This is a genomic window from Paenibacillus periandrae (assembly GCF_022458865.1).
GTDB lineage: Bacteria > Bacillota > Bacilli > Paenibacillales > NBRC-103111 > Paenibacillus_S > Paenibacillus_S periandrae.
The window spans coordinates 15250-29180 of sequence record NZ_JAJNMU010000008.1 but is presented as its reverse complement, the minus strand read 5'-3'; the positions used below and the strand labels follow the sequence as shown (position 1 = coordinate 29180).

The window sequence follows — 13931 nt, the reverse complement described above, 5'->3', positions numbered from 1 at the left end:
ACAACCCGTGTAACTAAGAATTTAAATTTCACGTTCCATATAACCCACCCCAAGGGTTGGTTACAAGATTTGAGATTTTGAAGTCAAACATCAGACGCCAAAATCATCTGCAATAAATGATGAAAGAAAATGGTAATCTTTGCAAATTGCCCTAGCTGCCACATTGCAGGTATAAGAAATTAAAATGTCTGGGTTTGCAAGGCAGCTATTTCAGAAGGAGACATACAGATGATCGATGTTGGCACTAAAAAACCATTTAATTTGGATGAATATATGCAAGGTATCCAGAAAGACAGTACGGATACGTCTCGAAAACAGAATGCAGTTTTTAATCGATTGGAAAGATTTTATGAAATTTGCTCGGATGTTAAGAATGTTATAAAAATGGAAATGTTAGATGGTATTGGGACTGGTTCTGCAGAAACCGATCTAACTAACCAATTTCTCTACCAACAAAAAAGAGCTATCATCGGACACACGAAAGAAGTTAATTATTTTAAAACGAAAATTGAAGAATATCTAAAAAAGAACAATGCATCTAGTGAATGGTTCCCTGATTGGTTCGAGGATCTTAAATCAGCCATATTCCATGAAAACTGGGGACTAGCCGGTATTATGGAATGGAAAATTAAAATGAAAGATAGTACCTCTTGTAAAATCATTGGGTCGCGCATTTATTTTTTAATTAACGGCGAAATGGCCCTCCAAGAACAAACGATTTCCAGGGACCGGATAAATCAGTTAATTACAGCGCTCATGTTACAAACACCTGAGAAAAGGTTGGATGATGGAAATGCAGAGGTCTACATGCTCGATGGAACAAGAATAGCTATTTTTGCAGACGGAGAAGATGGCTTATCCAAAGAGCCCACGATCATCTTCAGGAAATATATCATTGGACAATTTAACTTTAAAGAACAGGCTATGCGAGGAACAATCCCCTATGATATAGTGCCCGCACTTGAAGCATGGGCCATTGTCGGATTCAATGTTGGATTTATAGGACCTGTAAGAGTGGGAAAAACAACCTTCTTGGAAACCTGGCAAAGTTATGAAGATGAAACTTTGGAAGGGATCCAAATCGAAACAGATCCTGAAATCCCATTACATGTATTGATGCCTAAAGCACCAATTATGCAAATCGTCGCAGATGGCCATAGATTAAGAAAGATCATAAAAAGACTGCTTCGTGCTGACGGCGATTATCTGATTATGGCAGAAGCTCGGGATGCTGTTGCCATGAGTATAGTAGTTGAAGCAACAAACCGTGGAACGAGAAGGGTGAAATTTACTTATCATACATCCGACCCCGTTGATTTTTGTTATGATGCTGCAAATGGGATTGTACAAGAGTTTGGTGGGGACGTTTTCGCAAACACGATAAAAATTGCCAAAAATGTACATTTTTTATTTGAGTTTATTCAGCTCAAGGATAAATCAAAGAAAAGGCTTAAGGGTATTTATGAAATTAGGTACAATCCTCTGTCGCTTCAAATCTCGATTCATCAGATATGCAAGTATAACTTTAAGAGTGATTCATGGAGTTATAAATACGATATTGGTCAAGATAAAATTAACATTGCCGAAATGGAAAACTATGAAGCTTTTGAAATAGTGCAAACGGAACTCAAACGTCTAGCACTTGAAAACCCCATAGAGGGTGAAACCGTTACTGAACTGCCATATATTAAATTACTACTCAGCAAGTAGGTGAAGGCGTGTTATTCTCGACAATTGAAGAACTAGCTAGATACGTTATTTATTCCATCATACTGGTAGCTGGATGGATGGTCATATCCTCCATGATTTTACCATCTGTACGTAAAGGACGTACTTATGGACGGTTTAAAGGAGTACAAAGAGAAGATAGTTCGAAGACGCACAGGAAAAGTCGGTTAATTATTCATCTTGAACGAACAATACGTGTGGCATTAAACATAAGATCGGAACAAGCTCTTTACACTTTTTTCCTTATCTCAGGAGTCCTTGCATTCTTTTCATTATTATTTTGTATTCGAAGCTCACAGACGGTCTTAACAAGTATTCTCACGTGTTCCATAGCCGCAGGGGCTCCATATCTCATTTTACTCATTAAACTTCGTGCCATACATGTTAATAGCAGCTATGAGGCTGACACGCTTGTCACTGAATTAATAAGCCAGTACAAGCTCAATTATCTCAATATGGTAGAAGCCATAGATCAAACCATAATACGTCTGCCACGAAATCTCTACACAAGAAAAGCGCTGTTTAGGTTAAGCCTTGACATAAAAGAATGCAGAAACCAAACGGAATTAGAAGATATCGTTAAAGAATTTGCTTTCTCGGTGGGTACTGAATGGGCCATTCTTTTATCAAACAATATTTATCAAGCTATAGCATATCGAGATGATGTTAGGGAAGGGCTAGAAGATATCCTTAATGAGCTGATTGCCCTTAAGACTGTAAACGAAACGAATAAACAAAACAACTCTGAAACGTTTCTTATCATTAAGTATGTTGCTCCCATAGCTTACGTGCTTAGCGTGTATGGACTGATTCATTACTTGGGATTTTCAACCAAGAAATTTATTAGTTATCAGTTTTATGACCCACAAGGGTTACAATATTTCGTTTACACGTTGGTATGTATTTCAGGAAATTTCATTATTTATTACTTTATTCGTAGGCCTAAAAACGACTTTTAAAGAACGGAGGGCCATCTTTGCTGCACTTACAAGCTGCCTACTTCACCACTATTTTTATCTTGTCATTATTAGGTATTTATCTGTTTTGGAAAACAAAAGCCGTTTTTTCAACGGGTAGAGTCCAAACAAAAAAAGGGCGGTATACCCAGGTGCAGCAAATTGTTAATAAACGGTTTAGAGATAATGAGGTTAATAAAATTTTTTCTGTATCTGGATTAGCAATAAGTTCAATACAGTATCAAACAATAAGATATCTGCTCATATTTCTCTTGCTATTTAGTAATATCGTAACTAAAACAATGAAAGGGGGCGATATGACCTCGTCTTTGATATTCGTCACAATTTTGTTTTTAATATCAAGTCCAACTCTGTATATTTTCAAGAGAAAGACTCCCTTTAAATACTTAATGGATATCTTAGGTGCGAGGTTTAAGTACAAAAAGAATTTAGAGGTATATCGTGCAGTTTCTCAATTAAAAAATTTAATTATTATTAAAAAAGAAAGACCACCAGGTTCACTTTACATCTTAGAGCAGTTAAACAAATTTACAAAGATAACGAAACCTATTTTTAATCGAATGCTCATGATGTGGACTATGGGCCAGAAAGAAGAAGCTTGTAAGTATTTTATTGAAGCTATGGATACTGATCATGCGCAGGAGATTGGGAGTTTATTTGAGAAACTGGACGGATTAAACCCTGTTGAATTGAAAAACCAATTAATACTATTTCAAGAGGACTTCAAACAAAAGCGTCAAACGGAAAAACTGAAACAAAATCAGTATAAGAGTCATCTGATTTACGCTGTTGTTATTATTTCTCTTTTAGCTGTATTAACTAATTTTTTAGTTTTAGGTTTCTTAATGGATTTATTAAAAGGTTTCGAACTAATCAATCAATAAGGAGAAATGAAAATGAAAGAATTTATTATTGTAGCAGCATTTGTTATCCTGGGGAGCTTTCTATCTTACAACTATATTAACGGGGATGCGGATACAGCAACAACGCAAACAACACGGGTTGCCGATAAGCAGATGTTAAAACTTGCGGATGTAGAAAAGAATTAACTTTGGGTCAAACGCCTCTCCTAAGATAACCACGGTATGCTAATAAATTTACCGTGGTTAGATGGGAAGGGAGTTTAGTAGTCTTCCATACATACAAAGTAGGTGATTCAGTGGCAAAATTTATTATAGCTTTTTCAATGATAATTCTGGTTTTCTACCCAATCGCCCAATATACACTGAACCAAGCCAATCATAACAGAATGGATAATGCTATAGAAATTGTCCACAAACATGTGCAGCAAGCAAGAACGGAGGGATATTTTACTCCAAGTAATATTGATTCTATGAAAAATGAATTATCATTACGCTGTAATGTTGACTTAAGTAAAATCGTTGTGAATGTTACAACATCACCTAAATACCGGTTTAACGCTTTCGACCAACGAGAAATGATCGACTATGATGTCCAGATTCCAATCAGTGAAATTATTGCAATGGCTAGTTATTTTGGATTTACTAACACTCAAAATCAAAATATGTACCCAGTTCGAGGATCTGCTCCGAGTGAGGTACTAGCTCCATGAAAATTTTTATCTTATGGATGAGTTTGTTTTTACTAAATATGACTTTCTTAAATATCCAAGATGAATATAATAGGGCTGAACGTCAATATATAAAGCTCAAATATATAGCCGAGGAAGCTGCGGCTGCGGCCACCCAGTATCATGATTCGATAGCTTATTCAAATGGAAGTATGGTTTTTAATCAATCTGAGGGAATCAAAGCGGCAGAATATGTGATACGAAAAGGTTTAAATCTTGATAATAATTTCATACCGATGCCAGGAAGTTATTGGATTGATAAAGTGACCTATAACATTCAATTTTTTGATGATTCTAATTCTTCATACCCCATTTTGTATAATCACAGTTCTGGTTACTTTTCCATGGCAATAGGAGATCCGTCTGTTGTCATAACGATTATGGTAGGTAAGCCACGATATTCGATTGTTACTCCACCAAGACTCTTTAGAACTGCTGCTCATGAATGGAAAGAACGTTAATCCAAAAAAAGGATGTGAAGGGGTATGGTGAACACTCAATGTAGTCCGAACTTTCTTTGCAACGGTATTTTAGAATTTATTGGTAAGAATAATCAAGCATCCTTGTGGGGTATTGAAAGGATGAAGCGAATTGATGAAGAAGAGGCTCTAAATTCCGACGAGGAAATGATAATGGTATATAAGTGCAGTTGCTGTCAGCGGTTGGAGTTTCGTGCCAACAATGTACTTAATCGAAAACTGAATGATCGAAGAATTTTTTTTCAACAAAGTAGTTCTGTTATCCAAAAAACGATATAAAAGGAGAGGATTAGGATCTTTTATCTGAGAGGCCATTAGGCAGCATTGTTTGCCGCATAATGGCTTTTTAAATGATTATAGAACTTTGTGATTTTCTCTCTTAACGCTTTATTCATTTCTAGCTCGGGTATCCATATTTTAGCTACTGTTTACAAGTGAACTTATTTCATTAACCCTAACTTGTCAATACGAATAATACTACTATTTTTTCTAAGAAAAGAAGGGATGATATCCATTGAAACGGAAAATGAGTTTATTGATTATGCTTTCCATATGGTTTTCGTTAATTCCTACCAGCTCTATCTATGCTGGCCAGCCGCTAATAAGGGTGATTTATGAAGGTATGGAAATCCCCTTCGAAGTAGCACCTGTGTTAGAAAGCGGAAGTGTCCTCGTACCTTTCAGAAGTGTCTTTGAGGCGTTTGGGTTAACAGTGACTTGGGAGCAAACAAGCAGGCGCGTAGTGGGAAGCAATGATGCCGTTAAAATAGAGATGTATATAGGGAAAAAAAACGTTTCTGTTAACAATGAAAAAAAAGACCTTGAGATGGAACCCAGAATTATAGATGGCATAACGATGATTCCCTTACGGTTTGTTTCCGAGTCTATGGGCAAGAACGTATCGTGGGATCCAAGCACAGACACAGTTACGATTAAAAACCGAATGACAGTTCAACCAACAGTATCAAATTATGGTAACGATAGTTATTTTCCGACTAATTATTCCAATATCCTTGGCAAAGTGAACCCATATGTTTACGAGAAGGATGGATTTGCCTACTTCATGTGGTCAGATGAAGCTAAAGGTGGTCCCTTCATGAATTTTTATTGTTCGGTTATTGACATGAGCTCAGGTAAATGGCTTTATCAGAACCATTTATTCAAGTATGTAAAAAAAGAGGCTTCTCCTTTTCAATTTTTATTTAACGAAAATTCTGTTTACTGGCGTACGCAAGATGGCGTTATGAAATCATCATTTGATAAGGGTACTGTTACTCAAGAGGTGTACGTTGTTAAGAAAATGACCTCTAAAGAAAGAGAGTTAATGAACATAGCCCGATATGATGATGGATCTGTAGGAATCCTTTCCGGAATCAAGAATTCGATGACACTTTATACAGAAGCAGCTCCTAACGGTCTACTCGATATCAAGGATCTGAATAATATCCTTATGGAAAATGGAACTGTCAATACACAGTACTTAATAAATAGGTCATCCAAATTAGTACAAATTATTTCGAAGAACACTGTAAAACAGTTGAATTATGAAACTGGTGAGGTCTCTTTCGATGAAAAGGGGAAGGATAAAATTGAGCGATTAAAAGGAACCTCATATACACAACCATTTTTTTATCAGAACCGGCTTTATTATTTATATCAAGATGGTCAGGATCGGCGTATCAAATTGGGTTCCATAGATGATGAACTGAGAAATGAAGAACTTGGCGTAATAAATTTTATTCCACCCGCAAATCTTACAGATTACAAAATAACGATTAACGAAAAAGAGATTCATTTATGGAGAAACACCGAATTCAATCGCAAACCGGCAATGGAGTTTACAAATATAGTACGTTAAACAAGTTCGAAAAAGGCTTGACAGTCTTCAACCCTGTCAAGCCTTTTTCGTGCGGATCAAATTCTGTTCCAGAGTTGAGACTTTAGCAATAAACAGAGAATCCCTTCCTTCCAGCAGAAAGTTATTTTAGATTAAGTAAAGCGTAAGTGTCGGAAAATATAATGTTTGAGTTAGCGGCGGCCGACGTTCTTCAGCTCGCTCACATGGAAGTTCCTTAAGGGTACCATTGGGCTATTCTCAGAAGAAAATAACGGGCATTTTAGTTCAAATATGTGTATGTGTAACGATGAGGAGATTGCTGTCATTAAGGGGGCAAGTATGACGACCCATGGGATTAGTCCAGTTCTATAATTTTCGGAGAGGGCAGCTGTTTTCTTAGTTCGGTACGAGCCGCTTCAAGTTCTTTCGTTAAATCATTAATTTTTTTTTCGTAACTCACTTCCTTAACAGCATTACTAATAGATGATTGTGTAACTTTCATGAGTGTTGCAATAGCCGATTGCGTGTAGCCAAGTTCTTTGTTTAGCACGTATGCTGAGACTTTGTGCATCTTTGTTAATATAGTCTTCATATGAAGCCTCCTTGTAGTTTATATTTGATATAATCTAATAATATCGAATAAATTGCAAGAGCTTTATAAAAATATATTTAAAGGAAACCTGAAAGGCAATAAACATAGCTCTAATTATTGCCACAGTTCGACGATAATGTGTAATAAAAGATAAGGTGCTATTTCAACTCCTAACGGATAACTGAGGGAGTTCAATTGAACAGCGGCAGTCTAGAACTTTATTTTCTTGTTCTTAGCTGCCGCCGTTTGAGATTATTGGGGTCAGTCTAAAACTTATTTCTCAAAAGCTAACGAATATTCAACCCAGATACTGCGTCAAATCAACAAATCCTTTATTTTCTTCGGACACCATGCGCTGCGTGCTAAGGGTACAGCCGCGGCAACTGCATTCACTTATTTTGGTTTATTTGCTTAGCATGAATGTTTGCCTTTTAAAAATTAGATGATTGGATTTAATATGCTGTTTAAACTCTTTGTAATAGGAATTGTCCATCAAATGGTATTCCATTAATGATCCGCAAATTTTAAGGTTTTCAATTGCCTCAAAGTAATTGGGTTTGATTCTTAATGCGTGTGAAAAAGCACGATATGCATTTTGAATCTTATTATCAAGTAATAAAGCTTCACCCAAATAGTTAAAAGAGATATGATCCTTATCGTTAATTAGCATAAAACTCTCAACTGCTTTATTTATATTTCCTGAGATCAATTTAGATATTCCTTGTAGAAAAAGAACAGTATCACCAGTATCACCATCATAAACATTATGATAAGCGTTACTCATGTACTCTTGTGAATCTTTAAATAGGTTTCTTTTGAATAATGTGATGGCAATAATTGCATTGTACCGTGCCTGTAAATCTTGTTGAGAATCATTCTCCCAATCTAATTCGGGGATAATTTCCTCTGGCTTGTACTCATCTAGTAGCCTATGAACCGTTTCATTCTGAGTATTATAATTCATAGGAGCAGTAGAAATATTATTAGAATGCTTTCGGTAAAGAAGAAGGGCTTGTGGAATATGAATAGATTTTGTAATTCTAGCTAATCTCAATCCCATGTCAGTATCTGTACCGTATATTAACGGGTTATACTGAAACTGCTTCAGTAAACTAGAACGTACCATCATGGATCCATTATGAAAAGGATTACCTATTTTTAAATACTGTCTAACAACCTGTTTATGGTCAAAATTCACACCTTGGAAACATCCAGTAACGTCGTCATGTTCATTAATAATAAGCATATCTGAATGAACTATGCCAATACCATCTTGAAAGGCTTCAACAAGTGTTTCAAGGCGATTAGGAAGCGATAAGTCATCCGCGTCTTGAAACACAATAAACTCTCCATTTGTTCTTTCTAAGGCTGTATTTCGTGCACCCGCTTCGCCCATATTGTTTTGTTCCATATATACTATTCTCGGATCATCAAAAGACGATATGATAGATTTGGTTGCATCTGTTGATCCATCGTTTACTATAAGTAATTCAAAATTTGTGTATGTCTGATTCAAAAGGCTTTCAATAGCTGCTTTAATAAATTTCTCAGCGTTATAAGCAGGCATCATTATCGTTATCAATTTAGACATTATTCTCTCCTTATCCCATTGGAATTACAATATTGATCTCAATCATGGAATCCTGGGTATATGTGTTTATCTTACCCTTATATTTATCGACTATATCAGAAACAATTGATAAGCCTAGACCTCTATGGTGTCCATCTTTAGTAGTATAACCTGATTCAAACATGCTCTGAACATTCTCTTTCGAGATCTGATGTTCTATATTATTTAGAACACATAAGTGTAATTGATCTTTATTTGTCCATGCTTTCAAACTAACAAAACGATTCTCATAATCAAGCTTTAATACTTCATCAAACGCATTATCGACTAAGTTACCAATAATTCTAACGATATCGATTGATCTAACCGCTGTAAGTTTAGTATCGTCTATGGTTAAAAATTCATGTTCAAACTTGATTTTTTTATTAAATGCTAATGTCATTTTAGATTGGATTTGCGCGGCTAATATAGGATGATTAATTTGAATAATATCATTAAGTAACGATACCTCATCAATGTATTCGTTTAAATATAATCGAAGATCGTTGTACTTTTCCAGAGTGACAAGTGCATTGATGGTGTTAATGTGATTGTTCAAATCATGTTGTTGACCCTTTACTGCAGTAAACATTTTGTTAATATCGTTGATGTATTGCTCAGATGTTACTTTTACTGCTTGTTCTTCTGTCCTTCTCAGCAAACGGAAGAATAAATATAATAGTACGATACTTACAATGAGAGAAAGTAAAATGATCATAGAAGAACGGAAGGTCATAGTATTTAATTCTGATTTAATTTCATTGTAATCATAAACGATTCCAATGACATACGTAGTTTTATTACCTAAGACCTCTGGTTGATTCAATACAACGGGTTTGAAAAACTTTATTACGTCTCTACCATTTAGATTATCAAGATAAAACGATTCAACATTTTTTGATACTGCTTGTTCTATATAAGAAGAGTCAACATCGGAATTTTGATATACATAGTCGCCAAAAATGATATCTTTATCGTATATGGAGATTGCATCAGTACCGTTGGTATCCTTATATATGATAGGTGGATGTCCAAAGGTACGAGGATTAAAACCGGTTACCTCAAGAACACCGGTATCATCAATCTCTGACTTCACTATATTCTCTGTCCCTGTTATAGCATCATAATTTTGGATATATGTGTCTTGGATATAAGGGTTAATTATATAGTTGGTTGAGCCATCATAATAATATCCATATTTATATCTTTTAGTGGCATCAGTATCTGCAAAGTCAATCGGGCCAGACCAATAGTTTGTTGATTTTTGTCCTTCTTTTACACTAACGGTTTTATAGTCAAATAATTGATTGAATGCTACAAACCAATATTTCCAGTCTTTTGTACTCATTCCTTGCTCTTTTTCATCTGTGGCCACAACGCCTACGATATCGGAGTCCATCTTAGCAAGAAGTGTTATGCCTGACAAGCCCAATTCCGTCTTGATTTCTTGAAGTTGCTGTACCGTAACATTTTTGTAGTCTGGGTCAAGCTTATGTAATACAGCGATGGAAGACTGCCTCAGACTCATACTTAGGAGATCATCAATATACATTTTACCATCTATAGATCGATCAATATCCTTTTTAATATGTTCTGCAACGATGTTTGCTTTTTCTTCAACCTTAGTTTCTAACGCATTTTTGAAGGAGAAATAATATACCACAGAATTCAACGATAGTAGAGTGATGAACACTGCTACAAAAATGTAAGTAAGCTTTTTTCTCATAAGATGTCCCCCAAATTTGATATCAACTTATATAATAATTGTTTTTTTATTAATAATCGACGTAATTCGATAAATATTTACATATCTATAACACATTTGTAAATATATTTGGAGTTACCCTTTCTAAACAACCTTATAAATTGCAAATCACACGTTTTTTCACTATTTACGCACACATTTATTCAGAATAGCATTTTAAATCGATTTGGTGTGTTATCACTTATGGTGCTTAGAAGGATAGAACGATTAGCTATAACGATGAGGACTATTCGTGATACAATGGATTGTAGGAGGTGGAAAGAATGGAAACTCTGAAATTATGTGACATGATTGGCAATACACGTTCTGGTAAAACCTGGGGTGCTTCAGGGGACATCATTCATAGCCTCTTAAAAGAACACTTATTAAAATTAACCCCACCTATTGCCATTGAATTGACTGGTTCACTGGCAGAAAATAAGATCAAGTAATCATACAAGGATGTTCGGCATGTAGCCAACATTCTTTATTTTTATAACTACAGGAAGCAAGAGGTATTAGATGGGGAGTTTGGTTGAAAAATGTTACATCAAAATAAAGTTAAAGTTTAGACTAAGGGATTAAAGTTGACTGGAATATATCAAGACCTAAACTTGAGAAAATCAAATAAAATAAAATAAAGGGTTCTACATATTATGCATGACTAATATGTGGAACCCTTTATTTGTAGCTATTGTTTTCGTTAGTAAATCAAACTAAGCATAATAACTTATTTCAAGCCCTAGAATCAACCTTTGAAAAAATTCTGCTGTTTCCTGGATGTGTCTGCAATTAATCATGTATTAGACTGAATATTAATGTTTTAGACTAACGTTGAATCCGACACTGGAAAAGTTCGGATTTTCTGATATATAGTAAGCGTCTAATAAGACGGTGGATTCCAATCCAATCTAGACTTTGAGACAATTCCGTTAGAGTAAGTCGCTGGAGATTTTCGACTCTACTCGAAAAACTCTAATGGGAGTGTGTCCAATTGCAAACTGGTGAAATGAGGAATCGCTATCGACTCCAGCAGTGGACCGAGATCATTCGTGAATGTCGTTCCAGCGGTCAGACCGTGGTTCGCTGGTGTGCCGATCACGAAGTCAATGTGAAAAGCTATTACTACTGGCTTCGAAAAATCCGTGAGGCTGCTTGTGAATCTCTCCCTGCCTTGTCTTCCTCGAATCAACCGACTCTGGTTCCTGTTCCTTCCTCCTTGCGGAGGAACTCTCCACGCCCCGAAGCGAGTCAGGAGCAAGCGGCGATCATCCTTCGTACGGATGCCGTTACGATTGAAATTCATCCGCATGCGTCTACCGCACTCCTTGAACAGACGCTGCGCATCCTGCAGTATGTTCGGTGACATCTCCAAGGCTGAACAGCTGTATATCGCCTGTGGGTATACGGATATGCGAAATTCCATTGACGGTCTTATTCACTTGGTGCAGCATCAGCTACAGTTGAACCCGTTTCAGAATCATTTGTTTCTGTTCTGCGGTCGCAAGCGCGATCGGATGAAAGCCTTGTACTGGGAAGGCGATGGTTTTGTCCTGTTGTACAAACGGCTGGAATCCGGTCAATACCAGTGGCCCATGGATGCGGATGCCGTACGCTCGATCACGTCACAGGAGTTTCGGTGGTTGCTGGAGGGACTGTCAATCCATCAGCCGAAAGCAGTCAAAAAGCTGGGCTTCACTCCTTCCATGTAAGTCAAAACAGAGCCGAAATCCCCTGTAAAATCTGGGTTTATGCCTACTTCTTTTGGTATAATGATAGGTATAGCAGATAGTGAAGGAACGGTATCTCATGAGCCCCTTGGAAGAGCTACAAAAGATGGAGCATCGCATCGGCGACCTGGAAAAAGAGAATAAACGGCTACAGGAGACCGTGCAATTTCTAACACAGAAACTGTACGGAAAAAGCTCCGAGAAAACAGCTTCCCTCCCCGTAGGTGTGGAGCAGCTGTCTTTATTTGATGAGGCAGAGACAGCAGCTTCACGCGCTGCATCGGAGCCAACCATCGAGCAGATCCAAAGCTACCAACGAAAGAAGCAGGTAGGCGAACGAGCAGAACTCCTTCAGGATCTTCCGCATGAGAAGCGACTTTGTCAGGTTCAGGACCGTTGTTGTGATGTATGCCACAGCGAGCTTGTCTGGGTGGGGGAAGCGTTTGTGCGTACGGAAATGGAGTTTAGCACTGCCCGCGTGCAAGCGATTGATATCTACAGAGAATCCTTAGAGTGCCGGACCTGTCGGAAAGAGGACAAGCCTCAGATGAAAAAGGCAACGACACCAACGCCTGTCATCCAGCATTCGATGGCCTCAGCTTCCTCTGTGGCATGGGTGATGTACCAGAAGTTTGTGAACAGCATGCCGCTGTACCGTCAGGAGAAGGAGTGGAAGAGCATCGGCCTTGATCTGAGTCGGGCCACGATGGCGAACTGGATGATCGCGGCCACGAGAGACTGGCTGAAACCACTGGTGAATCGACTGCATGAGTTGCTTGTACAAGAGCGATATCTGCATGCGGATGAGACGCCCTTACAGGTGATGAATGAGAAGGGACGGAAGAACACGACCCCCTCCTACATGTGGATCTATAGCAGTGGGCAGCATCGTGCTCCCATACGGATCTTTGAGTACCAACCAGGACGAGGGGCGAAGTACCCGCAAGCGTTCCTGAAAGGGTTCAAGGGATACTTACATAGCGATGCCTACTCCGGATATGCGAATCTAGCAGGGACGATCCCTTGTCTATGCTGGGCCCATCTTCGGCGTAAGTTTGTTGAGGCATTACCACTGGAAACGAAGCATCCGGAAGAGTCTCTTGCCAGTGAAGGCATTGCCTATTGCAACAAGTTTTTTGAGCTGGAGGCACAGCTTGCCTCACATCCTCCTGAAGAGCGAAAGGAACAACGTCTGGTGCAGGAAAAGCCTGTACTGGATGCTTTTTGGTCATGGGTAGAAACGGCCAAAGGTAAAGTTCTTCCCAAATCCAAGCTAGGCGAAGCGCTGAAGTATGCACGCAACCATAGGCAAGAGTTGATGAATTACTTACAAGATGGGAACTGTGTGATCTCGAACAATCTAGCTGAAAACAGCATTCGTCCCTTTACGGTCGGACGAAAAAATTGGTTATTCAGCGGTAGTCCACGGGGGGGCAACCGCAAGTGCAGCGATCTACAGCATCGTAGAGACAGCAAAGGCAAATGGATTGAACCCGTACAAATATCTAGTCTATCTGTTGCAACAGTTACCAGCGGTTGCATTTCGTCAGCAGCCGGAGCTACTTGATGCGTACCTTCCATGGAGTCCGGCAGTTCAACAACATTGTACATAACGCAGAGCCTGTGGATCTTCATGAACCATGG

The 13931-nt window shown here is 38.0% G+C and carries 13 protein-coding genes and 1 pseudogene; 11 read left to right on the top strand and 3 right to left on the bottom strand.

All coding sequences use genetic code 11. The annotated features are described in order from the left end of the window. The first annotated feature begins 228 nt into the window (after nucleotides 1–228). From LRL21_RS14405 to LRL21_RS14375, 7 genes are all read left to right on the top strand, one after another. Entirely contained in the window at nucleotides 229–1710 is a 1482-nt protein-coding gene (locus LRL21_RS14405) for a CpaF/VirB11 family protein (RefSeq protein ID WP_240416487.1), read from the top strand. Between the two features lie 215 nt (nucleotides 1711–1925). Further along, complete coding sequence (locus tag LRL21_RS14400) at nucleotides 1926–2687, top strand: hypothetical protein (RefSeq protein WP_240416486.1); 762 nt, start codon at nucleotides 1926–1928, stop codon at nucleotides 2685–2687. 17 nt (nucleotides 2688–2704) lie between these two features. Next, nucleotides 2705–3589, top strand: a complete 885-nt coding sequence (locus LRL21_RS14395) for a hypothetical protein (RefSeq protein ID WP_240416485.1) — start codon at nucleotides 2705–2707, stop codon at nucleotides 3587–3589. Between the two features lie 12 nt (nucleotides 3590–3601). After that, entirely contained in the window at nucleotides 3602–3754 is a 153-nt protein-coding gene (locus LRL21_RS14390) for a hypothetical protein (protein ID WP_240416484.1), read from the top strand. Nucleotides 3755–3864: 110 nt separating this feature from the next. Further along, nucleotides 3865–4278: a hypothetical protein gene (locus LRL21_RS14385; protein WP_240416483.1), complete on the top strand. Its 414-nt coding sequence runs from the start codon at nucleotides 3865–3867 to the stop codon at nucleotides 4276–4278. Continuing rightward, complete coding sequence (locus tag LRL21_RS14380; protein WP_240416482.1) at nucleotides 4275–4757, top strand: hypothetical protein; 483 nt, start codon at nucleotides 4275–4277, stop codon at nucleotides 4755–4757. The genes LRL21_RS14385 and LRL21_RS14380 overlap by 4 nt, the downstream gene beginning before the upstream one ends. Before the next feature lie 544 nt (nucleotides 4758–5301). Further along, entirely contained in the window at nucleotides 5302–6633 is a 1332-nt protein-coding gene (locus LRL21_RS14375) for a copper amine oxidase N-terminal domain-containing protein (RefSeq protein ID WP_240416481.1), read from the top strand. Between the two features lie 334 nt (nucleotides 6634–6967). Here the strand turns inward: LRL21_RS14375 and LRL21_RS14370 are convergent, their stop codons facing one another. The 3 genes from LRL21_RS14370 to LRL21_RS14360 all read right to left on the bottom strand — a co-directional run bounded on the left by LRL21_RS14370 (nucleotide 6968) and on the right by LRL21_RS14360 (nucleotide 10539). After that, nucleotides 6968–7204: a hypothetical protein gene (locus LRL21_RS14370; protein ID WP_240416480.1), complete on the bottom strand. Its 237-nt coding sequence runs from the start codon at nucleotides 7202–7204 to the stop codon at nucleotides 6968–6970. 403 nt (nucleotides 7205–7607) lie between these two features. Then, on the bottom strand, nucleotides 7608–8795 hold the full coding sequence (locus tag LRL21_RS14365; RefSeq protein ID WP_240416479.1) for a glycosyltransferase: 1188 nt from the start codon (nucleotides 8793–8795) through the stop codon (nucleotides 7608–7610). 10 nt (nucleotides 8796–8805) lie between these two features. After that, nucleotides 8806–10539 carry a sensor histidine kinase gene (locus LRL21_RS14360; RefSeq protein WP_240416478.1) on the bottom strand — a complete coding sequence of 578 codons (1734 nt, stop codon included), beginning with the start codon at nucleotides 10537–10539 and terminating at the stop codon, nucleotides 8806–8808. Between the two features lie 302 nt (nucleotides 10540–10841). On the opposite strand from LRL21_RS14360, the gene LRL21_RS14355 reads away from it, so the two are divergent. The 4 genes and pseudogenes from LRL21_RS14355 to tnpC all read left to right on the top strand — a co-directional run bounded on the left by LRL21_RS14355 (nucleotide 10842) and on the right by tnpC (nucleotide 13900). Further along, nucleotides 10842–11009: a hypothetical protein gene (locus tag LRL21_RS14355; RefSeq protein ID WP_240416477.1), complete on the top strand. Its 168-nt coding sequence runs from the start codon at nucleotides 10842–10844 to the stop codon at nucleotides 11007–11009. A gap of 542 nt (nucleotides 11010–11551) precedes the next feature. After that, nucleotides 11552–11923, top strand: coding sequence for an IS66 family insertion sequence element accessory protein TnpA (tnpA, locus tag LRL21_RS14350; protein ID WP_240416476.1), 372 nt, complete (start codon nucleotides 11552–11554; stop codon nucleotides 11921–11923). Then, nucleotides 11913–12269 (top strand): IS66 family insertion sequence element accessory protein TnpB, encoded by a 357-nt coding sequence (gene tnpB / locus LRL21_RS14345; protein WP_240416475.1) that lies wholly within the window; start codon nucleotides 11913–11915, stop codon nucleotides 12267–12269. The genes tnpA and tnpB overlap by 11 nt, the downstream gene beginning before the upstream one ends. A gap of 97 nt (nucleotides 12270–12366) precedes the next feature. Further along, nucleotides 12367–13900: pseudogene (gene tnpC / locus LRL21_RS14340) on the top strand (IS66 family transposase). Nucleotides 13901–13931: the final 31 nt, after the last annotated feature.